The sequence below is a fragment of the Streptomyces sp. NPDC050617 genome (genome assembly GCF_040654795.1).
In the GTDB taxonomy this organism is placed as follows: Bacteria; Actinomycetota; Actinomycetes; order Streptomycetales; family Streptomycetaceae; genus Streptomyces.
Genome location: NZ_JBFAIS010000026.1, coordinates 98,210 through 122,676, shown reverse-complemented (window position 1 = coordinate 122,676; position 24,467 = coordinate 98,210). Strand labels below are relative to the sequence as shown.

At 73.8% G+C, this 24,467-nt stretch carries 20 protein-coding genes and 1 riboswitch; of the genes, 11 read left to right on the top strand and 9 right to left on the bottom strand.

What is annotated here, in order from left to right; all coding sequences use genetic code 11:
- Positions 1 to 92 precede the first annotated feature (92 nt).
- The gene (locus AB0I49_RS29175; RefSeq protein ID WP_363230096.1) at positions 93 to 1,829 is read right to left on the bottom strand and encodes a PucR family transcriptional regulator; all 1,737 of its coding nucleotides are present in this window, start codon (positions 1,827 to 1,829) and stop codon (positions 93 to 95) included.
- Positions 1,830 to 1,942: 113 nt separating this feature from the next.
- Positions 1,943 to 4,240, bottom strand: a complete 2,298-nt coding sequence (locus tag AB0I49_RS29170; RefSeq protein WP_363230095.1) for an ATP-binding protein — start codon at positions 4,238 to 4,240, stop codon at positions 1,943 to 1,945.
- Positions 4,241 to 4,634: 394 nt separating this feature from the next.
- Here AB0I49_RS29170 and gabT point away from each other — a divergent pair, with 394 nt between their 5' ends.
- Entirely contained in the window at positions 4,635 to 5,984 is a 1,350-nt protein-coding gene (gene gabT / locus AB0I49_RS29165) for a 4-aminobutyrate--2-oxoglutarate transaminase (RefSeq protein ID WP_363230094.1), read from the top strand.
- A 447-nt stretch (positions 5,985 to 6,431) separates the two neighbouring features.
- On the top strand, positions 6,432 to 7,136 hold the full coding sequence (locus AB0I49_RS29160) for a phosphatase PAP2 family protein (protein ID WP_363230093.1): 705 nt from the start codon (positions 6,432 to 6,434) through the stop codon (positions 7,134 to 7,136).
- Here the strand turns inward: AB0I49_RS29160 and AB0I49_RS29155 are convergent.
- Positions 7,066 to 7,524, bottom strand: a complete 459-nt coding sequence (locus AB0I49_RS29155) for a hypothetical protein (protein ID WP_363230092.1) — start codon at positions 7,522 to 7,524, stop codon at positions 7,066 to 7,068. The genes AB0I49_RS29160 and AB0I49_RS29155 overlap by 71 nt on opposite strands.
- A 322-nt stretch (positions 7,525 to 7,846) precedes the next feature.
- Between AB0I49_RS29155 and AB0I49_RS29150 the strand changes: the two genes are divergently transcribed.
- A complete protein-coding gene (locus AB0I49_RS29150; protein ID WP_363230108.1) occupies positions 7,847 to 8,470 on the top strand; it encodes an NADAR family protein in 624 nt (207 codons plus the stop codon).
- Here AB0I49_RS29150 and AB0I49_RS29145 read toward each other — a convergent pair.
- On the bottom strand, positions 8,422 to 9,369 hold the full coding sequence (locus AB0I49_RS29145) for a DUF4190 domain-containing protein (protein ID WP_363230091.1): 948 nt from the start codon (positions 9,367 to 9,369) through the stop codon (positions 8,422 to 8,424). The genes AB0I49_RS29150 and AB0I49_RS29145 overlap by 49 nt on opposite strands.
- Positions 9,370 to 9,462: 93 nt before the next feature.
- Here AB0I49_RS29145 and AB0I49_RS29140 point away from each other — a divergent pair, with 93 nt between their 5' ends.
- Positions 9,463 to 10,485, top strand: coding sequence for an adenosine deaminase (locus AB0I49_RS29140; RefSeq protein ID WP_363230090.1), 1,023 nt, complete (start codon positions 9,463 to 9,465; stop codon positions 10,483 to 10,485).
- Between the two features lie 103 nt (positions 10,486 to 10,588).
- Entirely contained in the window at positions 10,589 to 11,317 is a 729-nt protein-coding gene (locus AB0I49_RS29135; RefSeq protein WP_363230089.1) for a glycerophosphodiester phosphodiesterase, read from the top strand.
- 25 nt (positions 11,318 to 11,342) lie between these two features.
- Here the strand turns inward: AB0I49_RS29135 and AB0I49_RS29130 are convergent, their stop codons facing one another.
- The gene (locus AB0I49_RS29130; protein WP_363230088.1) at positions 11,343 to 12,806 is read right to left on the bottom strand and encodes a gamma-aminobutyraldehyde dehydrogenase; all 1,464 of its coding nucleotides are present in this window, start codon (positions 12,804 to 12,806) and stop codon (positions 11,343 to 11,345) included.
- Positions 12,807 to 12,984: 178 nt separating this feature from the next.
- Between AB0I49_RS29130 and AB0I49_RS29125 the strand changes: the two genes are divergently transcribed.
- From AB0I49_RS29125 to AB0I49_RS29100, 6 genes are all read left to right on the top strand, one after another.
- Positions 12,985 to 13,473, top strand: a complete 489-nt coding sequence (locus AB0I49_RS29125) for an Lrp/AsnC family transcriptional regulator (RefSeq protein ID WP_363230087.1) — start codon at positions 12,985 to 12,987, stop codon at positions 13,471 to 13,473.
- Positions 13,458 to 14,837 (top strand): aspartate aminotransferase family protein, encoded by a 1,380-nt coding sequence (locus AB0I49_RS29120; protein WP_363230107.1) that lies wholly within the window; start codon positions 13,458 to 13,460, stop codon positions 14,835 to 14,837. The genes AB0I49_RS29125 and AB0I49_RS29120 overlap by 16 nt, the downstream gene beginning before the upstream one ends.
- A 268-nt stretch (positions 14,838 to 15,105) precedes the next feature.
- Entirely contained in the window at positions 15,106 to 15,834 is a 729-nt protein-coding gene (locus AB0I49_RS29115) for an ATP-binding cassette domain-containing protein (protein ID WP_363230086.1), read from the top strand.
- Entirely contained in the window at positions 15,816 to 16,979 is a 1,164-nt protein-coding gene (locus tag AB0I49_RS29110) for a hypothetical protein (protein WP_363230084.1), read from the top strand. Before AB0I49_RS29115 ends, AB0I49_RS29110 begins: the two co-directional genes overlap by 19 nt.
- A 117-nt stretch (positions 16,980 to 17,096) precedes the next feature.
- Entirely contained in the window at positions 17,097 to 18,314 is a 1,218-nt protein-coding gene (locus tag AB0I49_RS29105) for an LOG family protein (RefSeq protein WP_363230083.1), read from the top strand.
- Positions 18,315 to 18,408: 94 nt separating this feature from the next.
- Positions 18,409 to 19,374 (top strand): hypothetical protein, encoded by a 966-nt coding sequence (locus AB0I49_RS29100; protein WP_363230082.1) that lies wholly within the window; start codon positions 18,409 to 18,411, stop codon positions 19,372 to 19,374.
- Position 19,375: 1 nt separating this feature from the next.
- Here AB0I49_RS29100 and AB0I49_RS29095 read toward each other — a convergent pair whose 3' ends face one another.
- The 4 genes from AB0I49_RS29095 to rlmN form a co-directional block, all read right to left on the bottom strand.
- The gene (locus AB0I49_RS29095; RefSeq protein WP_363230081.1) at positions 19,376 to 20,419 is read right to left on the bottom strand and encodes an ABC transporter ATP-binding protein; all 1,044 of its coding nucleotides are present in this window, start codon (positions 20,417 to 20,419) and stop codon (positions 19,376 to 19,378) included.
- Positions 20,420 to 22,051 carry an iron ABC transporter permease gene (locus tag AB0I49_RS29090; RefSeq protein ID WP_363230106.1) on the bottom strand — a complete coding sequence of 544 codons (1,632 nt, stop codon included), beginning with the start codon at positions 22,049 to 22,051 and terminating at the stop codon, positions 20,420 to 20,422.
- Positions 22,052 to 22,143: 92 nt separating this feature from the next.
- Positions 22,144 to 23,229, bottom strand: coding sequence for a thiamine ABC transporter substrate-binding protein (locus tag AB0I49_RS29085; protein WP_363230080.1), 1,086 nt, complete (start codon positions 23,227 to 23,229; stop codon positions 22,144 to 22,146).
- Positions 23,225 to 23,329: riboswitch (TPP riboswitch) on the bottom strand. Its footprint overlaps the gene before it by 5 nt.
- A 22-nt stretch (positions 23,330 to 23,351) precedes the next feature.
- Complete coding sequence (gene rlmN / locus AB0I49_RS29080; protein ID WP_363230079.1) at positions 23,352 to 24,458, bottom strand: 23S rRNA (adenine(2503)-C(2))-methyltransferase RlmN; 1,107 nt, start codon at positions 24,456 to 24,458, stop codon at positions 23,352 to 23,354.
- Positions 24,459 to 24,467: the final 9 nt, after the last annotated feature.

Below are 24,467 nucleotides of genomic sequence, written 5' to 3'. Positions count from 1 at the left end.
TCCGGCAGGTGGCGTTTGTCCAGCGCGTAGCAGTGGACGGACGGGGCGCGCCGCATTGTCGGGTCCGGTCCCCCAACCCGGCCGCGCGGCCCTCAGCCCGTAGAAGGGACCGATGTCGCCTTGAGGGCCAGCCACAGCTCCATGCGGACGTCCGGGTCGTCCAGGGAGCGGCCCAGGATCTCCTCGACGCGGCGCATGCGGTAGCGGAGCGTGTGGCGGTGGACGCCGAGGTCGGCGGCGGCGGCGTCCCATTGGCCGTGGCGGGAGAGCCAGGCGCGGAGGGAGGCGACGAGGTCGCCGCGGCCGGTGGCGTCGTGGTCGTGGAGGGCGCGGAGCATGCCGTCGGCGAAGGCCCGTACGGCGTCGTCGGCGAGGAGCGGCAGTACGGAACCGGCGGCGACCTCCTCGTGCTCGACGAGGACCCGGCCGCGCCGCCGGGCCACCGACAGCGCCTGCTCGGCCTGGCGGAAGGCGCCCGCGGCGGCGATGGGGCCGACCGGGGCGGAGAGCCCGACGACGAGGTCGTCGTCGGGGGCGGCGGCGGTGCGCTCGCGCGGCCGCGCCTTGGTGCCGCGGCGCGCCTCGATGGCCCGCGCGTGGGCGGCGCAGGCCGCGACCGCCGCGCCGCCGTCGGGGGCGAGCACGACCAGCCGCCCGCCGTCGGGGACGGCGAGCACCGACTCGCCGGTACGGGCCGCCGCGGACTCCACCGTGTCGGCGAGGACCCCGAGCGGGTCCGGCGCCCCGTCGGCGTCGGCGTGCTCCCCGGCGTCGGCGCTCTCGGCGGCGGGCCCGGCGGCGGCCTCCGCCACCAGCATCCGGAACGGCGCGTCGAGCAGTTCGCCGTAGAGCCCGCCCGCCACGGCCCTGGCGTGGTCGGGCTCGCCCGCGAGGAGCATCCGCAGCACGGCCGCGCCGAGCCGCTGCTCGGCGTCCTGGAGGGCGCGGGAACGCTCCGTGGAGAGGGTGAGCAGCGCGATGGCGGAGTGCACGGCGTACCGTTCGGCGGTGCCCAGCGGCGCGCCCGTGCCGACGGCCAGGACGCCCCGCGCGCGGCGCCCGGTGCCCAGGGACTGGAGCTCGACCCGGTCCGACCCGTCCGGCCGGTCGGAGCCGCCGCCCGCCGCCCGCCCCGCGTCGCCGGCGTCGTCCGCGCCGCCGGCGTCGTCGTCACCGGCCTCCCGCGGATCGCCCCCGACGACCGCGCTGGCGGGCGCCGGGCGCTCGCGCAGCCGCTCGACGTCCCCGCCGAGCCGGGCGGCGCGGCGCGCGGCCCACTCGGGGGCGGCGGCCACCAGCGCCCCCGACGCGTCGTAGAGCGCGGCCCAGCCGTCGAGGTGGGCGGCGAGCCGGGCGAGCAGCGCGGCCGGGCCGTCGGTGCTGAGGGCCGCGCGGGTCAGCTCGCGCTGCGCCTCGAAGCCCGCGGTCACCGCGCGGTACGTCTCGGCGGCGATGGCCGCAGAGACGGCCTTGCTGATCGCGAGGAACGGCGTGCGGCGCGGCACCGCGAGGAGCGGCAGCCCCTCCCCCTTCGCGGCCTCCACCAGCGGCTTCGGCACCTGCTCGTAGTTGACGCCGACCGCGAATCCGAGCCCGACGACGCCCGCGCCGACCAGCCGCTTCACATAGCGGCGCATGGCTGCCGCGTTCTCCGCGTCGATCTTCATCGCGGTGATGAGGAGGAGTTCGCCGCCCTCCATCCAGGGCACCGGGTCGGCCAGCTCGCTGACGTGCGCCCAGCGCACCGGGGTCTCCAGCTTGTCCTCTCCCGCGAGCACGGTGAGCTTGAGCGCGGAGTGGTGGACGAGTGAGGCGAGCGTGGGAGGCATGGCACCTTCGCGGGGCGTTGCTGCGATTGCGCCGTCCCGTATGAACGGCTCTCCTCGATTCTGCCTCAGCGGAGGATTGCGCGGGGAGGGCTCAGCCCTCGGGCCTCGACCCGTCAGCGCGGACCGGACGCGCCCGGCGGCCGCAAGTCCACCAGGACCGGCGGCGCACTCGCGCCCCGCACCGAGGTCACCGACAGCACCGCGTGCCCGGCCGGGACGGAGTGCGCGAGCTCCGAGGCGGACCAGCGCTCGCGCTCGACCTTCCGGGTGGTCACCGACTGCGCCGTCACGGCCCGGCCGGTGACCAGGCGGCGCACGACGTGCGTGGCGCGGGTCAGCGGCTCGTGGGCGATGATCTGGCGGTCGGTGATGTCCCGGTCCTCCACCCACTCCTTGCCCCAGACCTCGGCGAACCGCGCGCCGTCCCACGTCGTCACCCCGCTGAACGCCATGCGGCAGCCGACCGCGCCGAGCAGCGCGGAGCGCAGCGCCTCGGGGACGTCGTCGAGGGTACGGAGCGCGAGGACGGCCCCGGCGTTCGCGGACCGCAGCCGCTGGAGGCCGCGCAGCGCCTCGGCGGTGACGGTGCTGGTGGCGTCGTCGAGGACGAGGCAGGCGAACAGCGACCGGTCGCCGCGTCCCACCGCGCACTCCGTGAACTGCGCGAGCACGAGCCGCGCGAGCATCCGGGACGCCTCGGTGTGGCCGCGTTCGGGCAGGTCGACGCGGACCCGCAGGGGGTGTTCGAGGGCGCGCAGCGAGAACGGCTCGGTGCCGTCCTGGTGGTGGAAGGAGTGCGCGAAGGCGGGCCGGTCCAGGAGCGCGAGCCGGTCCGCGAGCATCGCGCCGACGTCGCCGGGGCGCATCGCCTGCCGCTCGCGGGCGTCGAGTTCGCGGGCGTGGGCGTGCCGGCCGGCGGCGGTCAGCTTCTCGCGCAGGGCGACGCGCGCGGGGCCCGCGGCGCCGTCGGAGGCCGGTTCGTCGAGCAGTTCGCGGAGTTCGGAGACGGTCGGATAGCGGTCATGGGCCGCCCGGAACGGGCCGATGAGCTGGGCGAGCGCGGTCGCCGCGCGGCGGCCGTCGCCGCCGGGGAGGGTGGCGACGAGGTCCCCGACGAGCGCCTCGGCGAGGACTCCGGCCGCCTCGTCGGGGTCGTCGGCGCCGCCGTACAGGTCGAGGGCGTAGGCGGAGCCGGGGCTGCCGATCCTGATGACGACGTCGAAGGAGCCGTCCGGCGCGAGCCCCGCGCCGGACGCGCCCACCGCCACGACGGCGGCCCGCCCGGCGAGCGCCTCCAGGCACAGCGACTCGACCACCGGCCGCACCAGGCGTCCGGTCTTCCCGCAGCCCGGCGGTCCGACGGCGAGCAGCGAGGTGCCGAGCAGCGCCGGGTCCAGCGCGTATCCGGCGCCCCGGTGGTCGTACGGATTGCGCGGGTCCTCGACCGCGGTGCCGATGCGCACCTGGCGCGCGACGAGGTCGTGGTGGCCGGTCCGTACGGGCAGGTCGCGCGCGCCGGAGGGGTGGGCGCAGGCGGCGGCGCCGTGGCGCAGCACGGTGTCGGTGAAGGCGGCGAGGCGGCTGGGCCGGGACCGTACGGACTGCCAGGCGCGGTCGATGCGGGCGTGGTCGACGTCGGTCATGGCTCCGGCGCGCGCGTCGGCGGCCAGCCGGTCGGCGGCGTCGGAGGCGCCCGCGGCGCGCAGTTCGGGCCACAGGGCCGGGTCGCTCTGCGGGGCGGGCGGTGCGGCCGGGGCGTCGGCGTCGTCCCACAGGCGGCGCAGCGCGGGGGCCGCGTACCGGCGCCAGACCTGGGGCCAGCGGCCGAGGCGGCCGAAGACGACGACTATCACGCAGATGACGATGGCGAGGTAGACGCGCTGGGCCCACCAGCCCGCGCCGTACTCGCCGCCGCCGGCCTCGAACCAGGAGTCGGGCGTCAGCAGGGTCAGCGGCCAGTACCAGTAGTCGCCGAGGTAGTTGTTCCACAGCAGGGACCAGAGCAGCCAGGCGCAGAGCAGGGCGACGACGGCGCCGCTGATCAGCTGGCGGCCGGGGATGGCGTCGGGCTCCTCCGGGGGCTTCGGCCGGTAGCGGAAGGCCCAGATTCCGGGGCCGACGGCGGGGCGCGGGGCGCGCAGCCAGGCGAGGAACGGGGAGTCGGCGGCGGGCGGACCAGCAGCCGGAGCGGGAGCCGAAGCGGAAGGCGAAACGGAAGGCGGCGCGGCGGGCGGGGCGGCGGGGACGGCAGGGGCGGCGGGGGCCTCCGTGGGCGGGGTGGGCGGAATGGCCGGAGCCGGCGGCGCGGGGACCGGTCGTGCCTGGTCGGGCACGGCGGCGGGCGGCTCCGCCGGGCCCGGTCCGGAACCGCTCCGTGTGCCGCGTGAGTCGTACGTGCCTTCGGTGTCCATCCGCTGCCCCTTGCCCCCGACCGGAGGTCGTATCCGTGTGCGCGCCGCCGTTCAATCTACTGTTCCCACGAGGGGAGTTCACCGACCCCGGCGGTGCCGTGCCGACCCGGCGCCCATGATCACCCGCAGGGTACGCGCGGGAGCCCGCCGGGAAAACGGACGGCAGGGGACGGTTGGGTGCGGGTGTCGCGGCGGCCCCGAGGAGAACGGCGGCGACCACACGGCGCCCCGGCCCCACAGGCCCCGCGGGCAGGCGGTGGCGGGCCCCCGGCGCCATAGCCGCCGCGGACAAGGCGACGCGCCCACTTCTCCCTAACGGAACATGCCACCGCCGCCCCGCCGCCCCTAGCCTGCGACTAAACGCCCCTTTCGCCCCTCTCCCTGGAGTCCTGCCATGACTGAACTGTCCGGAGGCCCGTCCCTCCCCCAGGAGCGCCGCGTCGTCACGCCGATCCCCGGCCCCAACTCCCGTGAGCTGCAGGCCCGCAGGTCCTCCGCGGTGGCGGCCGGCGTCGGCAGCACGCTGCCGGTGTTCGCCGCGCGCGCGGGCGGCGGGGTGATCGAGGACGTGGACGGCAACTCCTTCATCGACTTCGGCTCCGGCATCGCCGTGACCTCGGTCGGCTCCTCCGCCGAGGCCGTGGTGCGCCGGGCGTCCGCGCAGCTCGCCGACTTCACCCACACCTGTTTCATGGTCACGCCGTACGAGGGCTATGTGGCGGTCTGCGAGCAGCTCGCGGAGCTGACCCCGGGCGAGCACGCCAAGAAGTCGGCGCTCTTCAACTCCGGCGCCGAGGCCGTCGAGAACGCGGTGAAGATCGCCCGCGCGTACACCAAGCGGCAGGCCGTCGTCGTCTTCGACCACGGCTACCACGGCCGTACGAACCTGACGATGGCGCTGACGTCGAAGAACATGCCGTACAAGAACGGCTTCGGCCCGTTCGCGCCCGAGGTGTACCGGGTGCCGGTGGCGTACGGCTACCGCTGGCCCACCGGCCCGGAGAACTGCGGCGCCGAGGCGTCCGCCCAGGCCATCGACCAGATCAGCAAGCAGGTCGGCGCGGAGAACGTCGCGGCCATCATCATCGAGCCGGTGCTCGGCGAGGGCGGCTTCATCGAGCCGGCCAAGGGCTTCCTGCCCGCCCTCGCGAAGTTCGCCGCGGACAACGGCATCGTCTTCGTCGCGGACGAGATCCAGTCCGGCTTCTGCCGCACCGGCGAGTGGTTCGCGTGCGAGGACGAGGGGATCGTCCCGGACCTGATCACCACCGCCAAGGGCATCGCGGGCGGGCTGCCGCTCGCCGCCGTCACCGGCCGCGCCGAGATCATGGACGCGGCGCACGCGGGCGGCCTCGGCGGCACGTACGGCGGCAACCCGGTGGCGTGCGCGGCGGCGCTCGGCTCGATCGAGACGATGCGCGAGCAGGACCTCGTGGGCCGCGCCCGGCACATCGGGTCGGTCATGAAGGGCCGGCTCGCGGCCATGCAGGAGAAGTCCGACATCATCGGCGACGTGCGCGGGCGCGGCGCGATGATCGCCATCGAGCTGGTGAAGTCCGGCACCAAGGACCCCAACCCCGAGGCCACGGCGGCGCTCGCGAAGGCGTGCCACCAGCAGGGCCTGCTGGTGCTCACCTGCGGTACGTACGGGAACGTGCTGCGCTTCCTGCCGCCGCTGGTCATCGGCGACGCGCTGCTGAACGAGGGCCTGGACATCATCGAGGGCGCGCTCGCCGAGGTCTGAGGGGCCCGCGACGGCCTGCGGGCCGGAGCGGGACGCGGGCCGGTCGGCTATGCGACCGGGGGGGGCGCACGGCCCGACGGCCCTTGCCGCGCGCGGGTCTGACAGGCCGTCACCACGGCCCTCGCGTGAAGAGAATGTGCGGGGCGGGTGGCGGACGAGTGACACGGCTGTCCGGCCCGCCCCGCCTGTCGTACGGTTTCCGCGGATGAGAGAAACACCTCGTCCGCAGGCGACTGCGGGCGAAGCCGGGCCGGCGCTTCCCCAGCCCCGACCCGGTCGTGCCTCGCGCACACCCACGGAGTCCTGGACTCCGATTCTCCTCACCGATCGGACGGCCGCCCGCCCCACACCCCCCGGGGCGCGCGGCGCCCCGGTCGACATGGCGGCCCCGGAACTCCCCCCTGCTTCCGGGGCCGCCCCCTCTCCCCCGCTCCGTACGCTTCTCGCGTGCTGCTCTCCTCGCTGATCCCGTCGCTGTGCGCGCTGCTCCTCGCCCTGCTGTCCTGGCAGGCGGCGACGGACGGGCCCGTGCGCTCGCTCGACGAGCGGCTCGGCCACGCCCTCGCCGACAGCGCCCTCCCCTCCCCCGCCGCGCAGTTCTTCGCCGATCTCGGCAACGCCACGGTGGCCGTGCCCGTGCTCGTCCTCGCGCTGGCGTACGCGGCCCGGCGCGGGCACCGCGCCCGCGCCCCCCGGTGGTGGCTGCCCCCGCTCGCCGCCGCCCTCGCGATGGCCGCCGTGCCCGCGCTCGTCGTGCCGCTCAAGAACGGGATCGGCCGCCCCGGACCGGAGCGCATGGCGGGCGTCACGCACGAGGGCTTCTTCCCGTCGGGGCACGCGGCCACGGCGGCGGTCGCCTATGGCGCCGCACTCCTGCTGCTGCTCCCGTACGCCCGTGAGCACGCCCGTACGCGCCGGCCGGCGCCGTTTGTCGCGTACGGGCTGCTTAATGCGTACGGGCTGCTCAACGCGGCGATCGGCGTGGGCCTCGTACGCCAGGGCTATCACTGGCCGCTGGACGTCCTCGGCGCCTGGTGCCTGGCGGGCCTGGTGCTGTGGTGTCTGCACCGGGCCCTGCGCATCAGCCGCCGTCCCGGCTCAGCCCGGCCGCTGCCTCGTGCATCGCGAGCTCCAGGACCGCCGGATCCGTGAGGGTCCCCTCGCCGTCGGGCACGACGATCCAGCGCACGCCGCCGGTCGCGCGCCCCGGATAGGGCACGACGATCCAGGTGCCGCGCCCGGCGCCGCGCACGCCCGTGGCGAGCCAGCGGGCCACCGTGCCCGGCGGCACGAAGAACCCCAGCCGGGAGTCGCCGAAGTCCGCGAGGACCGGGCCGGGCCGGTCGATGAAGCGGGAGAGGACGTCCAGGGTCGGGTAGCCGAGATCGCCGGGCAGGATCAGGACGTCCCAGAGCCGCCCCGCGGGCAGCAGGGCGACCCCCAGGGGGTTGCGTTCCCACTCCCACCGACAGGCGTCGGGATCCGGTGCCACCGACGCCAGCCATTCCACCGCGTTCTTGGCACCCGCGCCGCCACTCATGTCCAAGCCTCCGTTCCGTTTCCGCTTGTGCTGCGTTCACGGGTGAGAGGCCGGTCGGGGTGCGTCGTTACGCGGGTTCGGGCTACCAGTTGGCAGTGACTTGGCGCACAGAAAGCACACAGCCGTACGCCCCCGGCGTGCTCGGGGCGTACGGGGCGCGAGAGGCGCGGCGATCGCAGCGCGACGTGCCTTTACCGGCAGCCCTTCTCCAGCTCCGTACGGTCCGTGCCCCGCCCGGCGCGCTGTCAGTGGCGGCTGCCAGGATCTCCGTATGAGGAACGGGGGCGGGATGAACGGGACGAACGGGACGAGCGGCGACGGGATGAGCGGCGCGACGACCGGCGGGCCGGTGTCCGTCGCGGCGGACGGGCCGCGCTCCGTCGCGGAGCTGACGGCGCTGGCAGCGCGCGGCGAGAAGCTGAAGTACGTCTGCTTCTGGGGGCACCGGCCGCCGCGCGGCGGCGGGGTGGGCAGCGGCTGCTTCAGTCAGTGGTGGCCGGCCCCGTTCACGGTGGACGGCGTCACGTACGCCACCGCCGAGCACTGGATGATGGCGGGCAAGGCCCGGCTCTTCGGGGACACGGAGGCGTGGGAACGGGCCGTGGCCGCGGTCCACCCCAAGGCGGCCAAGACCGTGGGCCGTTCGGTGCGCGGCTTCGACGACGAAGTGTGGCTGCGGCACCGCTTCGGCCTGGTCGTCGAGGGCAGCATGCACAAGTTCGGCCAGAGCCCGGAGCTGTGCGCGTATCTGCTGAACACGGGGTGCCGCGTGCTCGTCGAGGCCAGCCCGATGGACCGGATATGGGGCATCGGGCTGGCGGCGGACGACGAGGGGGCGCGGGACCCGCGGCGCTGGCGCGGGCTGAATCTGCTGGGGTTCGCGCTGATGGAGGCGCGTCAGCGGCTGGCGTCCGCGCCGAGTACGAGCACGGGGGCGGACATATAGACGCCGTAGACGTCGTCGGGGTCGTCGCGGGTGGTGCGGTGGGGGGCGTCGTCGGCGACCTGGACGTAGACGGCGATCAGCGCCGCCGTCGCGACGAGCGCCGCCGCGCCCAGGATGATGCCGGCCAGCGCCCGGCCGCCCGCGTCCGACTCCCCGCGCCGCGCCTTGGCCCGGCCGATGATCCCGAAGACGAGGGCCAGCACGCCGAGTACGACGCCGAAGACGACGCTCGGCGACAGGACCACGCCGATGATGCCGAGGACGAGGGCGGCGATGGCGAAGCTGTTGTCGGCCGCCGGGCGGGCGGGCTGCCAGCCGTAGCCGTAGGGCGGCGGCGGGGCGACGGGGTAGCCGTACCCCGAGCCCATGCCGGGGCCCGGCGGCGGGCCCGGCTGCCCCGGGAACGCCTGGCCGCCCGGCGGCGGTCCGTACGGTCCGGGCCCGTACGCGCCGGATCCGTACGGTACGGGCGCGCCGGGGCCGGTCGGCGCGATCGGCGGGGGCGGTACGGAGCCGGGCAGCCCCGGCGCGGGTGCGGCGCCGGGCCCCTGGGCGGCCGGAGCGTGCGGTGCGTAGGGCGCGCCGGGGTACGGGCCCGGTGCCGGGCCTCCGACGGGCTCGGCGCCGACGGGGTACGAGCCCGGGGCCGGGCCCACGCTGCCGCCGCCCGCGAGTCCGCCGTGCTCGGAACCGCCGGGCCCGGTGGCGCCCGCCGCCTGCCCGGCGGCCTGCCCGCCGTCCCGCGGCGACGGCGGCGCGGACGGCTTCTCCAGCCCGACGCGCTGTGCTCCGCCCGCCTCCGGCGGCGCCCACGGGTCCCGGTCCCGCGGCTCCGACGGCTGCTCACCGGCCTTGTCGGCGATGTCGGCCATGGCCCTCCCCAGTCGCTTTTCCGTCATGCTACGGCCTGAGTTCTACGGCCGTGCCCACCCCGCATACGATGATCCGAACCTATTTTCCCTGCCATCACCAGCGGCTACCGGAGGCTTCAGGTGTCCGATCTCGCTCCCTTCATCGCCGGTCTCCCCAAAGCGGAGCTGCACGTCCACCACGTCGGTTCGGCGTCCCCGCGCATCGTCGCGGAGCTCGCGGCCCGGCACCCCGACTCGCCGGTGCCCAGCGACCCCGAGGCGCTCGCCGACTTCTTCACCTTCCGCGACTTCGCGCACTTCATCGACGTCTACCTCTCCGTCGTCGACGTGATCCGCGACGCCGAGGACGTCCGGCTGCTGACGTACGAGGTGGCGCGCGACATGGCCCGGCAGAACATCCGCTACGCCGAGCTGACGGTCACCCCGTACAGCTCGACCTCGCGCGGCATCCCGGACGCCGCCTTCGTGGAGGCGATAGAGGACGCCCGTGTCGCCGCGGAGGCCGACCTCGGCGTGCGGCTGCGCTGGTGCTTCGACATCCCGGGCGAGGCCGGGCTGACCTCCGCCGAGGAGACCGAGCGCATCGCCACGACGCTGCGGCCGGAGGGGCTCGTCTCCTTCGGGCTCGGCGGGCCCGAGATCGGGGTGCCCCGCCCGCAGTTCGCGCCCTTCTTCGAGCGGGCCATCGCGGCGGGCCTGCACTCCGTGCCGCACGCGGGCGAGACGACGGGCCCCGAGACCATCTGGGACGCCCTCACCCACCTGCGGGCCGAGCGCATCGGCCACGGCACCAGCGCCGTCCAGGACCCGAAGCTGCTGGCCCACCTCGCGGAGCACCGCATTCCGCTGGAGGTCGCGCCGACCTCCAACATCGCCACCCGCGCCGTCGCCACGCTGGACGAGCACCCGCTGAAGCAGATGGTCGACGCGGGCTGCCTGGTCACCATCAACAGCGACGACCCGCCCATGTTCGGCACCGACCTCAACTCGGAGTACGCCATCGCGGCCCGCCTCCTGGACCTCGACGCCCGAGGCGTCGCGGCCCTCGCGAAGAACGCGGTCGAGGCGTCCTTCATGGAAGCGGCGGACAAGCGGAAGCTGGCCGCGGAGATCGACGACTACACGGAGGCGGCACTGCGCTGACGGCGGCGGCGCCCCGGTGGTGACGGGGGCGGCGGCACGGGGGCACGACGACGCGACGGCGGCGCCGCGATGGCGGCCGACCGCGTTGGCCACAATGGGCACCATGATCTGCACCGCCGTCGCCCACCGGGGCGACCCCTACGTCCGGCGTGAGAACACGCTCCCCTCCATCCGCTCCGCGCTGCGGGCGGGCGCCGGGGCGGTGGAGATCGACGTCCGCCTGACCCGCGACGGCGTGCCCGTCATCCTCCACGACGCGACCCTCGAACGGCTCTGGGGCCACCAGCGCCCGCTGTCGCGGCTCTCGGCGGCCGAGGTCCGGGGGCTGACGGGCGGCGGCGTGCCCACCCTGCGCGAGGCCCTGCACGAGATCGGGCAGTACCCGGCGGCCCGCGCGTTCATCGACTTCCCCGACCCGTCGGCCGTGCCGGCCGCGGTCGCCGAGGTCCACGCGTGCGGCGCGGCCGAGCGCGCGTACTACTGCGGCGGGCCCGCCGCCATGCTCGCCGTGCGCCGCGCCGACCCCGCCGCCGAGACCGCCCTGACCTGGACGACGCTGGCCCCGCCCCGGCCCGTGCTGCTCGCCGAGGTCCGCCCCCGCTGGCTCAACTACCGCTTCGGACTGGTCTCCCCGGAACTCGTCGAACGCGACCACGCCGGCGGTCACCTGGTCTCCGCCTGGACCCCCGACACCCGCCGCTCGATGACGCGTCTGCTGCGCGCGGGTGTCGACTCCATCACCACGAACCGGGTGGACGCGCTCTGCGCGCTGCTGGCCCGCCGGTCCGGGCGACGAGAAGCGGGCCGCGCGGACGCCGGCGCTCGCCGGTGACCCGCACGGCCCGCACCGCCGGAGCTCAGCCCTCGATCGACGTCATCACGTGCTTGACGCGCGTGTAGTCCTCGAAGCCGTAGGCGGAGAGGTCCTTGCCGTAGCCGGACTTCTTGAAGCCGCCGTGCGGCATCTCGGCGACGAGCGGGATGTGGGTGTTGATCCACACGCAGCCGAAGTCGAGCTTCTTGGACATGCGCATCGCGCGCGCGTGGTCCTTGGTCCACACAGATGAGGCGAGCGCGTACTCCACGCCGTTGGCGTGGCTGACGGCCTGCTCCTCGTCCGTGAAGGACTGGACGGTGATGACGGGGCCGAAGACCTCGTGCTGGATGATCTCGTCGTCCTGCTTGAGGCCGGAGACGACGGTCGGGGCGTAGAAGTACCCCTTCTCGCCGACCCGGTGGCCGCCCGCCTCGATCGTGGCGTGGGCAGGCAGCCGCTCGATGAAGCCGGAGACCTGCTTCAGCTGGTTGGCGTTGTTCAGCGGCCCGTACAGCACATCCTCGTCGTCCGGCCGGCCGGTCTTGGTGTCGGCGGCGGCCTTGGCGAGGGCGGTGACGAACTCATCGTGGATGCTCTCGTGCACGAGCACGCGGGTGGCGGCCGTACAGTCCTGGCCCGCGTTGAAGTAGCCCGCGACCGAGATCTCCTCGGCTGCCTTGGCGACGTCGGCGTCCTCGAAGACGACGACGGGGGCCTTGCCGCCCAGCTCCAGGTGGACCCGCTTGAGGTCCTTGGACGCCGACTCGGCGACCTGCATGCCGGCCCGCACGGACCCGGTGATCGAGGCCATGGCCGGGGTGGGGTGCTCGACCATCAGCCGGCCGGTGTCGCGGTCGCCGCAGACGACGTTGAAGACGCCCTTGGAGTGGCCGAGCTCCTCCAGCACGCCGCCGATGATCTCGCCGAGCAGGACCGTGGAGGCGGGCGTGGTGTCGGAGGGCTTGATGACGACGGTGTTGCCCGCCGCCAGCGCCGGGGCGAACTTCCAGACGGCCATCATCATCGGGTAGTTCCACGGCGCGACCTGCGCGCAGACGCCGATGGGCTCGCGGCGGACGATGGAGGTCAGGCCCTCCATGTACTCGCCGGCCGAGCGGCCCTCCAGCATCCGCGCGGCGCCCGCGAAGAAGCGGATCTGGTCCACCATCGGCGGGATCTCCTCGCTGCGGACGAGCGCGAGGGGCTTGCCGGTGTTCTCGGACTCCGCGGTGATCAGGTCCTCGGCGCGCGCCTCGATCGCGTCCGCGACCTTGAGCAGCACCTTCTGGCGTTCGCCGGGCACGAGGTCCCGCCAGGCGGGGAAGGCGGCCTCGGCGGCGGCCATGGCGGCGTCGACGTCGGCGGCCCCGGAGAGCGCGGCGGTGGCGTATGCCTCGCCCGTGGTCGGGTCGACCACCTCCGTGGTCCGCCCGTCGGCGGCGTCCCGGAACTCCCCGCCGATGTAGTTGCGCAGTGTGCGAAGCCGTCCAGGCTCGGTGGTCACTTGCCACCCCTCCTGTCAGATGTCCGATGGGTGAGATGCCCAGCCTAGTCAGGTAGGCGACGTTTTCGACACACCCACCACGCACAGACAACGGAATCCGTGTAATGAGGAGCCTAGAGCAACGAATTTCATCGGTTCTGGGTTGCGGGACAGTCGAGTCCCGTGCACAGTGGGACGCGTGGCCACTCGTAGTACGGATCCGAGAAGCGCGAACGGCGCGCAGCCGATCGACGCCGTCTCCCTGGCGATCATCGAACAGCTCCAGGAGGACGGCCGCCGTCCCTACGCGGCGATCGGCAAGGCCGTCGGCCTCTCCGAGGCCGCGGTGCGCCAGCGCGTACAGAAACTGCTCGACCAGGGCGTGATGCAGATCGTCGCCGTCACCGACCCGCTCACCGTCGGGTTCCGGCGGCAGGCGATGGTCGGCATCAACGTCGAGGGGGACCTCGACCCGGTCGCCGACGCGCTGACCGCCATGAGCGAGGTCGAGTACGTCGTCATGACCGCGGGCTCGTTCGACCTCCTCATCGAGGTCGTCTGCGAGGACGACGACCAGCTGCTGCAAATGATCAACAAGCGCATCCGGACCCTCCCCGGCGTGCGCTCCACCGAGAGCTTCGTCTACCTGAAGCTCCGGAAACAGACCTACACCTGGGGAACGCGATAGCCGTGAGCAAGGACCTCTCGAAGACGGCGTACGACCACCTGTGGATGCACTTCACCCGCATGTCGTCGTACGAGAACGCGCCCGTGCCGACGATCGTGCGCGGCGAAGGCACGTACATCTACGACGACCAGGGCAGGAAGTACCTCGACGGGCTGTCCGGGCTGTTCGTGGTCCAGGCCGGGCACGGCCGCGCGGAGCTGGCCGAGGCCGCCGCCAAGCAGGCCCAGGAGCTCGCCTTCTTCCCGGTGTGGAGCTACGCCCACCCCAAGGCCGTCGAGCTGGCCGAGCGGCTCGCGCACTACGCGCCGGGCGACCTGAACAAGGTCTTCTTCACCACCGGCGGCGGCGAGGCCGTCGAGACCGCGTGGAAGCTCGCGAAGCAGTACCACAAGCTGACCGGCAACCACACCAAGTACAAGGTGATCTCACGGGCCGTCGCCTACCACGGCACCCCGCAGGGCGCCCTGTCCATCACCGGCCTGCCCGCCCTCAAGGCCCCCTTCGAGCCGCTGGTGCCCGGCGCGCACAAGGTGCCCAACACCAACATCTACCGCGCCCCGATCCACGGCGACGACCCGGAGGCGTTCGGCCGCTGGGCCGCCGACCAGATCGAGCAGGAGATCCTCTTCGAGGGCCCGGAAACCGTCGCGGCCGTCTTCCTGGAGCCGGTGCAGAACGCCGGCGGCTGCTTCCCGCCGCCGCCCGGCTACTTCCAGCGGGTCCGCGAGATCTGCGACCGGTACGGCGTGCTGCTCGTCTCGGACGAGGTCATCTGCGCCTTCGGCCGCCTCGGCACGATGTTCGCCTGCGACAAGTTCGGCTACGTGCCCGACATCATCACCTGCGCCAAGGGCATGACGTCCGGCTACTCCCCGATAGGCGCCGCGGTCGTCTCGGACCGCGTCGCCGAGCCCTTCTACCAGGGCGACAACACCTTCCTGCACGGCTACACCTTCGGCGGCCACCCGGTCTCCGCCGCGGTCGCCCTCGCCAACCTCGACATCTTCGAGCGCGAGGGCCTGAACCAGCACGTCCTCGACAACGAGGCCGCCTTCCACGCCACGCTGTCCAAGCTGAACGACCTGCCGATCGTCGGCGACGTGCGCGGCAACGGCTTCTTCTACGGCATCGAGCTGGTGAAGGACAAGGCCACCAAGGAGTCCTTCGACGAGGAGGAGTGCGAGCGGCTGCTGTACGGCTTCGTCAGCAAGAAGCTGTACGAGAACGGGCTGTACTGCCGGGCGGACGACCGCGGCGACCCGGTCATCCAGCTCTCCCCGCCGCTGATCTCCGACCAGTCGACGTTCGACGAGATCGAGTCCGTCGTCCGGGGCGTGCTCGAAGAGGCGTGGACCAAAATCTGACGTACCGTCGGCGAAATCGCGACGCGACGGCCGCTTCCTCCGCCTTCGGAGGGAGCGGCCGTTTTCGCGTGCGTTCGCGCGCGTTCGCTCCTACACATCTGTAATCAGCCCAATGTAATGAGCCCGACCGGAGGAAAGTGGGCCGCTCCTGCGCCGAGCCTCGACGGAAGCTAGTATCCGGGTTCCGTACGGTGCCAGTGACCCATTGGCCTCCGGTTCGTTCACCCGGACAGGGGAACGGACCCCACAGCGACCCGAGGTGCTCGACATGGCGGCCCCGCCGGACAACGACGTGCTCTGGGCACGCGGACTGCACTACTCGCACAGCGGCTCCCCCGCTCTCTCCGGTATCTCCCTCGGTGTCCGCGAGCGCGAGATCCTCGCCGTCACCGGGCCCCGCGGCTCCGGCAAGACCACCCTCCTCAAGTGCCTGTCGGGCCAACTGCCGCCCGAGAGCGGCGAGGTGTGGTTCAACAGCGCGCCCGTGCACACCCTCACCCCGGTGGGCCGGGAGCGGCTGCGGCGCGAGCGGTTCGGCTGGATCGACACCGAACCGCATCTGGTGCCCGAGCTGACCGGCTGGGAGAACGCCGCCCTGCCGCTGCTGCTGCGCGGCACCGGCAACCGGGCCGCCCGGCAGAAGGCCGTCGAGTGGCTGGAACGGCTCGACGTCGGTGACTGCGTTCGCAAACGCCCGGCGGCCCTCCTCCAGGCGCAGCGGCAGCGCGTCGCCATCGCCCGCGCGCTCGCCGCCGAGCCGACGGTGCTCTTCGCCGACGAGCCGACCGCGCCGCTGCACCGCGCCGACCGCGCCCAGGTGCTCCGTACGATCACGACGGCGGCCCGGTCGCACGGCATCACGGTCGTCCTCGCGACGCACGACACGGAGGCGGCCACCCTCGCCGACCGGATGGTCTCGGTCGTCGACGGCCGCCGGGTCGGCGCGGTCCCGGCCCCAGAGGCGGAGGGCAAGCCCGCGTGCTCAGTCTCCGCCTAGCCCGCGGCGCCCACCCCCTCGTACTCCTGCGGCGGCTGCTGCTCACGGCGGCGGCCGGCGGCGTGGGCTTCCTGCTGCTGTGCACGCTGGGGCACGCGGTGGCGCACCCGAAGGACATCGACGGCTCCCTCGTGCGCCTCGCGTGGTGCGCGGTGCCGCTGGCCGCCACCGCCCAGCTCTCCGTGGCGATCGCCCGTACGGACCCGGCCACGGGCCCGCGCTCGGGGCTGGCCGCCGCGGGGTACGGGCCGGGCCGCGTCACGCTGCTGTCCGCCGTCTCGGCCGCCGTCTCCTGCACGCTCGGCAGCGCGCTCGCGCTCCTGGTCTTCCTCCAGCTGCGCGGCGACCTCGTCGGGCGGCCGCTCGGCGCTACCGCCGAACTGCTCGGAGCGGGCGAGCCGCTGCCGTGGGCCGCGGTCCTCACACTGCTCGCCGTGGGGCCCGTGGCCACCGCGGTCGCGAGCGCCGTCGCGCTGCGGCCCCGCGCGCCGCGCGCCGCGGCGGACGCGCCGTCCGGCATCTCGCACGGCCTGCCGTGGGGCATCGCGCTGACCGCGGTCGGCCTCGCCCTGGAGGCGTACGCGGGCCGCGGCCCGGCGCCCTCCCCCGAGTCGCTCTTCCCGCTGCCCGGCCGCCTGGACGGCAGTCCGCCGGGCGTCGTGGGCGGCTGGGTGCTCACCGCGATCGGGCTCGTCCTGGCCGGGCCCGGCCTCGCACAGCTCATCGGCAAGGTGCTGTCCGCCGGGCGGCCCGGCGCGCTGCGGCTGCTGGCCGGCCGGGTGCTCCAGGACGACGCGGTACGGATCGGCCGCCCGCTGGGCGTGGTGTGCGCGGTCGCCTCGGGCGCGCTGGCGGCGGCCGAACTGTACGGGACCGCCTGGGAGTCGGCGGGCCCCCGCCCGTTCGGCCCGCTGACCGGTCTGGGCGCGGCCGTCGTCATAGCGTGCGCCACCGCCACGGCGATCACCGCGGGTCTGGAGACCCGCCACCGCCGGGGCGAGACGACGGCCGCGCTGCTGCGGCTGGGCGCCCCGGCCGCCGTGCTGCGCGGCGCGGCGGCGCTCCGTACGGCCGTACTGCTGGCCGTACTCGCCGCGCTGACGTGGGCGGTCGGGCTGCTGGCGGCGCTCCCGCTGACGCGGTGAGCCGACGCGGCGAGTCGACGCGGCGAGTCGACGCGGCGAGTCGACGCGGCACGCGCTGGAGGCGCGCTCCCGGGCGGCGGAGGCAGGCGGTCCGGGGGCAGGATCTAGCATGGCCCGATGCAGTCGAACCCCTCTTCCCCGGCCGGTCGGGACGCGTCCCACCGGCCCGTCTCGGCGGAGCCGCCGGCCCCTTCGCGGCGGCGCTCGGCCACGGCCCCCCGCGAGATCGCGTCCATCGAGGAGTTCGACGCGGCCGCGGCCGCCGGTTCGCTCAGCGGCTGCCGCGTCCAGTCCCTCGACCTGATGGAGCGGGGCGCGGCGCTGCTGGCCGCCGACTGCGATCAGGCCGTCTTCCTGGGCTGCCGGATGCCGGAGGACGCGGCGGCACGCGTACGGGCGTCGGGCGCGCTGGTCTTCCCGCCGATACCGCGGCTGCCGTTCGATCCGTACCGGAGCTCGCTCTACCGGCCCGAGGAGCTGTTCGAGGGGCTGGCGGTGAGCTACGAGAGCACGCCGGACGCGCTCTCGTACGCCTGGTACGAGCGGACCCGGGCCGACGGCGACGTCTTCGCCTCGATGCTGCGCAGCATCCACGACGACTCCATGTCCGACGCGCTGGACGGGCGCCTGGCCGGCGCGGACGTCGTGGGCGTCATGGGCGGACACGCGCTGGAGCGCGGTTCGCGGGCGTACGCGGGCGCGGCCCGCCTCGGCCGGTCGCTGAGCCGGGCGGGGCTGACGGTGGCGACGGGCGGCGGGCCGGGCGCGATGGAGGCCGCGAACCTGGGCGCGTACGCGGCTCCGTACGACGACGCCATGCTCGACGAGGCCCTCGAACTCCTGGCGAAGGTCCCCTCGTTCGTGGACTCGGTCGGCGACTGGGCGGCGGCCGCCTTCGCCGTGCGGGAGCGCTGGCCGGACGGCGGCCCTTCGGTGTCCCTGCCCACCTGGTTCTACGGGCACGAGCCGCCGAACGCGTTCGCCGCCCGCATCGCCAAGTACTTCGCCAACGCCATCCGCGAGGACGGCCTGCTGGCCCGCTCCACCGCGGGCGTGGTCTTCCTGCCGGGCGCGGCCGGGACGGTGCAGGAGATCTTCGACAACGCGACGTCGAACTACTACGGCTCGCACGGCGAGGCGACCCCGATGGTGCTGGTCGACCGCGACCACTGGACGCGCCGGCTGCCGGCCTGGCCGCTGCTGGAAGCGCTGGCCGAGGGCCGCGCCATGGCCGGGCGCGTCGCGCTCGTCGACTCGGTGGACGAGGCGCCCGAGGCGTTGGCCCGGCTGCGGACGGCCGCCCCGGCGGGCCGTTCCCGGTCTGGGGATGACTAATATTTGACCCGTTCTTGACCGGAGGCAACTCTTCCCCCGAAATGCGCGTCTGCCTGACAGAACACAGAGTGCGCACGCGCGAACGGAGCTACTGGTGATCATCGGCCTTCTGACGGCTGTCGCGGCATCGGCCTGCTATGGCACAGGCTCTGTCCTGCAAGCCGTGGGCTCACGGAAATCCGCCCAGCGTGAGGCCGCGGCCGCCTCGTCGACCGGCACCACGCAGCACGGCGGCCCCAGCCTGTCGTCCACCGCGAAGGCCGCCGTGACCTGGGAGTTCATGGTCGGCACGGTGCTCGACTTCATAGGGTTCGCGCTCGGCGCGCTCGCCGCGCGACTGCTGCCGCTCTTCCTCTCCCAGACCGTCATCAGCGCCAACCTGGTGATCACCGCCGTGCTGAGCATCAAGCTCCTCGGCATCAGGCTGACCCGGCCCGAGTGGGCCTCGATCGCCGTCGTCTGCTCGGCGCTGGTGCTGCTGGCGACCGCGGCCGGGCACGAGGGCGGGGGCAGCAGCTCGACGACCACCCACTGGTGGCTGCTGCTGATCTCGGTCGTGCTGATGGCGGGCGGCACGGTGGCCGTGCGGATGCTCGGCTCGCGGGCCGCGATCCTGGCCGGTCTGCTCTCCGGCCTCGGCTTCGGCGCGCTGGGCGTCGGGGTGCGCGTCCTCAACGGCATCGACCCCTTCGACCTGCCCACCCTCCTCGCGGACCCGGCGCTCTACGCCATTCTCGTGGCCGGCATCGGCGGCATGTATCTGCACACCGTCGCCTTGCAGATCGGTTCGGTCAACGGGGCGACCGCCGCGCTGGTGGTGGGCGAGACGGTGCTGCCGGGCGCGATCGGCGTGCTGTGGCTCGGCGACTCCTCGCGGCCCGGCTTCGCCTGGGTGGCGATCCTCGGGTTCGTGCTCGCGGTGGCGGGCGCGGTGGCCGTGGCCTGGTTCGGCCAGCCGGAGGGCGGGGAGGCGGAGCCGCAGCCGAAGGACCCCCTCCCGGCGCAGGACGCCGGCGACGACGCCGTGCGGCGCAGCGCGGCTTCGCCCACGGGGAGTTGAGCTACGGCGCGCCGGTCTCCGGCGCGCCGAGCACCACCACTTCGTCCGCGTCGAACTCCACGCCGACCCGCGCGCCCGCCTCCGGCGCGTCGCGCAGCGCGCACGCCGCCTCCAGCTGCGGCCCGTTCTCGGGCCGCAGCAGCAGCGCCACATGGTCGCCGCGGAAGGTGCGCGCCTCGACGGTGCACGGCAGCCCGTCCCGTACGCCCGCCAGCCGCACCCCCGTGGGGCGTACGAGCAGCCGCTGCGCGCCCTGGGGCGCGCCCCGGCGCACCGGGACCTTGCCCCAGACCGTATCGGCGGCCTCACCGGAGACATCCGCCTCGACGACGTTGTCGAAGCCGAGGAAGCGGGCCACGAATTCGGAGGCGGGCCGCTGCCACACCTCCAGGGGCGTGCCGGTCTGCGCGATCCGCCCGTCGCGCATGACGACCACCCGGTCGGCGAGCGCGAACGCCTCGCCCTGGTCGTGGGTGACGGCGAGAACGGTGGTGCCCAAGGTGCTGAAGAGGGTGCGGAGTTCCATCACCAGTCGCTCGCGCAGGCCCCGGTCGAGCTGGCCGAAGGGCTCGTCGAGCATCAGCAGCCGGGGGCGCGGGGCGAGCGCGCGGGCGAGCGCGACGCGCTGCTGCTCGCCGCCGGACAGCGCGCCGACCGCGCGCCCCTGCGCGCCCGGCAGGCCGACGAGGTCGAGGAGTTCGGCGACGGTACGGGCCTGCTCTGCGCGGCCGGCCCCGCGCATCCTCAGCCCGAAGGCCACATTTCCGGCCACATCGCGCTGCGGGAAGAGCTGGTGGTCCTGGAACATCAGGCCCACCCCGCGGCGGTGCGTCGGAACGCCGCTCTGATCCCGGCCCTCTAGCGTCACCCGCCCGCCGTCGGCCCGCTGGAGCCCCGCGACGACCCGCAGCAGCGTGGACTTGCCGCTGCCGCTCGGTCCGAGCACGCACACCGTCTCGTGTTCGGCGACCTCCAGGTCCACCGCGTCCAGCGCGGTCCTCGCGCCGAAGCGGACGCTCACGCCGTCCAGTCGCAGCAGGGCCATCTAGAACTCTCCCGAACGGTCGGTGCGAATGCGCTCCAGTACCAGCAGCGCCAGCGCGCACACCAGCATCAAAATGGTGCTGAGGGCCATCGCCTGCCCGTAGTTCATCTCGCCGGGCCGGCTCAGCAGCCGGGCGACCGCGACGGGCAGCGTCGGGCTGTCCGGCCGGGCGATGAAGACGGTCGCCCCGAACTCGCCGAGCGAGACGGCGAACGCGAACCCCGCCGCGACCGCCAGCGCCCGCCCCACCAGCGGCAGATCCACTTCCCGCCAGGCCCGCAGCGGGGACGCCCCGAGCACCGCGGCGGCCTCCCGCAGCCGGGCGTCGACGGCGCGCAGGACCGGCAGCATGGTCCGTACGACGAAGGGGACGCCGACCAGCGCCTGGGCCAGCGGCACCAGGATCCAGGAGTCCCGCAGGTCCAGCGGCGGCTTGTCGAGGGTGATGAGGAAGCCGAAGCCGACGGTCACGGCGGAGGTGCCGAGCGGCAGCATCAGGAGCGCGTCGAAGCCCCGTACGAGCCGGCCCGCGCTCCCCTTGCCACTCCCCCGGAGCGTCAGGGCGGCGGCTGCCAGCCCGCCGACGACCACGGCTATGGCGGTGGCGGCGAGCCCGTAGGAGAGCGAATTGCCGATCGCCTCCAGCGGCGCGACGACGAACGTGCCGCCGTTGTCCGCGGCCGATTCGAGGGCGCGGTAGAAGGCCGGGCCGTAGCCGTCGGGCCCGTCGAAGGAGCGCTGCACCAGCACGGCCAGCGGCAGCAGGATCAACAGCGCGACGCAGACCAGCACCCCCGACAGCAGCGCCCACTGCCCCGCGCCGCGCGGCCGGTGCGACGTCCGCGCCGCGTCGACCAGCCGGAGCGTCGACTCCCTGCGGCGCGCGGTCCAGGCGTGCACGGCCAGCAGCACGCACACCGCCAGCAGCTGGACGATCGAGAGCACGGCGGCCGTCGGCAGGTTCAGGAGCTGCGCGGTCTGCTGGTAGATCTCCACCTCCAGCGTCGCGTAGCGCGGGCCGCCGAGGATCTGGATGACGCCGAAGGAGGTGAAGGTGAAGAGGAAGACCATGAGGGCCGCGGCCGCCACGGCGGGCGCGAGCGCGGGGAGCGTCACCCTGCGCCAGGCCGCGAAGCGCCCGGCGCCCAGCACCCGCGCCGCCTCCTCCTGGCGCGGGTCGAGCTGCGCCCACAGGCCGCCGACCGTCCGCACGACGACCGCGTAGTTGAAGAAGACGTGCGCGAGGAGGATCGCCCAGACCGTGGTGTCGAGGCGGATTCCCCACAGCTCGTCGAGGAGCCCGCCGCGGCCCAGCAGCGCCAGGAACGCCGAGCCCGCGACGACGGTCGGCAGCACGAAGGGGACGGTGACCACGGCGCGCAGCAGCTGCTTGCCGGGGAAGTCGAAGCGGGCGAAGACGTACGCGCCGGGGAGCGCGAGGGCGAGGGTCAGCGCGGTGGACGCGGCGGCCTGCCAGGTGGTGAACCACAGGACGTGCCCGATCCGCGGGTCGCCGAGCACCTCCGTGATCCGGCCGAACTGCCACTGCCCGCCGTCCTTCAGCCCGCGGGCGACGATCGCCGCGACGGGGTAGGCGAAGAAGACGGCGAAGAACACGAAGGGCACGGCCATCAGCGCGAGCCGCGACGCGGTGCCGCGCGCGGCGGCCTTCCGGTCCGCCGCGCGGCCGGGGCCGGGCTCCTGTGGCGCGTTCCCCGGAGGCTCTACTTCAGGACGAGCGACGACCACGACTTGACCCACTGCTCACGGTTCTTGGCGATCTTCTCCGGGGCCAGGGTCTCGGGGTCGGAGATCTTCGCGCCGTACTTCGTGAACACCTCGGGGAGCTTCGCGTCCTGGTTCGCCGGCTTGACGAACATCTGGAGCGGCATATCCTCCTGGAACTCCTTGCTCACCAGGAAGTCGAGGAGCGCCTTGCCGCCCTCGGTGTTCTTCGCCCCGTTCAGCAGCCCCGCGAATTCGATCTGCCGGAAGCACGTGCCGGTCGCGACCCCGGTGGGGCCCTCCTTCGGCTGCGGCTTCGCGTCCAGCACCTCGGCGGGCGGGCTGGAGGCGTAGGAGACGACGAGCGGCTTGTCGCCCTTGGCCTTCTTGCCGGCGGCGGAGCCGGAGAACCGCTGGTTGTACGCCTGCTCCCAGCCGTCCACGACCTCGACGCCGTTGCTCTTGAGCCGCTGCCAGTACTTCTGCCAGCCGTCCTCGCCGTACTTGGCGACGGTGCCGAGCTGGAAGGCGAGGCCGGGGGACGAGGTGGCGACGTTCTCGGTGACGAGGAGGTTCTTGTACTCCGGCTTGACCAGATCGTCGAAGGACTGCGGCGGCGCGAGGTCGTGGTCCTTGAAGTACGCCCGGTCGTAGTTGACGCAGATGTCCCCGGTGTCGACGGGGGTGGCGCGGTGCTTCGCGGCGTCGAGCTGGAGATCGCGCGGCACCCGGTCCAGCCCCTTGGCCTCGTACGGCGTGAACAGGCCGTTGTCGAGGGCGCGCGAGAGGAGGGTGTTGTCGACGCCGAAGAAGACGTCCCCCTGCGGGTGCGACTTCGAGAGGATCGCCTGGTTGACGGCCGCGCCCGCGTCGCCGCTCTTGACGACCCGGACCTTGTAACCGGTCTTCTCGGTGAACTCGGCGAGCACGGACTTCGAGGCGTTGAACGAGTCGTGCGAGACGAGGGTGACCGTCTTGGAGTCCGATCCCTCCGACGACCCGGAGCCGCCGCAGGCGGCGAGCACGGTGACGCCGAGGGCGCCGACGACCGCGGCGCCGATGGCACGCCGGATATTGCTGTTCATGAGTGAGCTGACTCCCTACGCCGGTATGACCCGGATCAGGTCCGAGGGTCTGCGGCCGGGCCGCACTCTCAGCGCTCTGTGCGCTCCCCTGTCGGATTGTTCAATTGTGCGAAAGCACCATATCAGCGCTCGGAAGCGGCCAATTGTCCGCAGGCTCCGTCGATCTCCTGGCCCCGCGTGTCGCGTACGGTCACGGGCACGCCGTGGGCCGCGATCGCCTCGACGAACGCCTTCTCGTCCTCGGGCCGCGACGCGGTCCACTTGGAGCCGGGCGTCGGGTTGAGCGGGATGAGGTTGACGTGCACCCGCTTGCCCTTGAGCAGCCGCCCGAGCAGGTCGCCGCGCCACGCCTGGTCGTTGATGTCGCGGATCAGCGCGTACTCGATGGAGATGCGGCGGCCGGACTTCTCCGCGTACTCCCAGGCGGCGTCGAGGACCTCGCGCACCTTCCACCGGGTGTTGACCGGCACGAGCGTGTCGCGCAGCTCGTCGTCGGGGGCGTGCAGGGAGACCGCGAGGCGGCACTTGAAGCCCTCGTCGGCGAAGCGCAGCATCGCGGGGACGAGGCCCACGGTGGAGACGGTGATGCCGCGCTGCGAGAGGCCGAGCCCGTCCGGCTCGGGGTCCGTGAGCCGGCGGATCGCGCCCACGACGCGCTTGTAGTTGGCCAGCGGCTCGCCCATCCCCATGAAGACGATGTTGGACAGCCGCGCCGGCCCGCCGGGCACCTCCCCGTCGCGCAAGGCGCGCATGCCGTCAACGATCTGGTGGACGATCTCCGCGGTGGACAGATTCCGGTCCAGCCCGGCCTGGCCGGTGGCGCAGAACGGGCAGTTCATTCCGCAGCCCGCCTGCGACGAGATGCACATGGTGACCCGGTCCGGATAGCGCATCAGCACGGACTCGACGAGCGTGCCGTCGTGCAGCTTCCAGAGCGTCTTGCGGGTGGTGTCGTCGTCGCACGAGATGTGCCGCAGCACGGTCATCAGCTCCGGCAGCATCTCCGCCGCCAGCCTCTCGCGCGCCGCCGCGGGGATGTCGGTCCACTGCGCGGGGTCGTGCGCGTACCGCGCGAAGTAGTGCTGCGACAGCTGCTTGGCGCGGAACGGCTTCTCGCCGATCGCGGCCACGGCCTCGCGGCGCTCGGCGGGGCTGAGGTCGGCGAGATGCCGCGGCGGCTTCTTGGCTCCGCGCGGCGCGACGAAAGTGAGTTCTCCGGGTGCAGGCATGGTCCATCC

What these genes read in the sequence shown, in the direction of transcription:
- AB0I49_RS29090 (WP_363230106.1), bottom strand. Translation starts at nt 22,051, where the DNA reads ATGGCCGTGCCCTTCGTGTTCTTCGCCGTCTTCTTCGCCTACCCCGTC.
- gabT (WP_363230094.1), top strand. Translation starts at nt 4,635, where the DNA reads ATGACTGAACTGTCCGGAGGCCCGTCCCTCCCCCAGGAGCGCCGCGTC.
- AB0I49_RS29175 (WP_363230096.1), bottom strand. Translation starts at nt 1,829, where the DNA reads ATGCCTCCCACGCTCGCCTCACTCGTCCACCACTCCGCGCTCAAGCTC.
- AB0I49_RS29085 (WP_363230080.1), bottom strand. Translation starts at nt 23,229, where the DNA reads ATGAACAGCAATATCCGGCGTGCCATCGGCGCCGCGGTCGTCGGCGCC.
- AB0I49_RS29115 (WP_363230086.1), top strand. Translation starts at nt 15,106, where the DNA reads ATGGCGGCCCCGCCGGACAACGACGTGCTCTGGGCACGCGGACTGCAC.
- AB0I49_RS29105 (WP_363230083.1), top strand. Translation starts at nt 17,097, where the DNA reads ATGCAGTCGAACCCCTCTTCCCCGGCCGGTCGGGACGCGTCCCACCGG.
- AB0I49_RS29155 (WP_363230092.1), bottom strand. Translation starts at nt 7,524, where the DNA reads ATGAGTGGCGGCGCGGGTGCCAAGAACGCGGTGGAATGGCTGGCGTCG.
- AB0I49_RS29095 (WP_363230081.1), bottom strand. Translation starts at nt 20,419, where the DNA reads ATGGCCCTGCTGCGACTGGACGGCGTGAGCGTCCGCTTCGGCGCGAGG.
- AB0I49_RS29145 (WP_363230091.1), bottom strand. Translation starts at nt 9,369, where the DNA reads ATGACGGAAAAGCGACTGGGGAGGGCCATGGCCGACATCGCCGACAAG.
- AB0I49_RS29170 (WP_363230095.1), bottom strand. Translation starts at nt 4,240, where the DNA reads ATGGACACCGAAGGCACGTACGACTCACGCGGCACACGGAGCGGTTCC.
- AB0I49_RS29135 (WP_363230089.1), top strand. Translation starts at nt 10,589, where the DNA reads ATGATCTGCACCGCCGTCGCCCACCGGGGCGACCCCTACGTCCGGCGT.
- rlmN (WP_363230079.1), bottom strand. Translation starts at nt 24,458, where the DNA reads ATGCCTGCACCCGGAGAACTCACTTTCGTCGCGCCGCGCGGAGCCAAG.
- AB0I49_RS29150 (WP_363230108.1), top strand. Translation starts at nt 7,847, where the DNA reads ATGAGCGGCGCGACGACCGGCGGGCCGGTGTCCGTCGCGGCGGACGGG.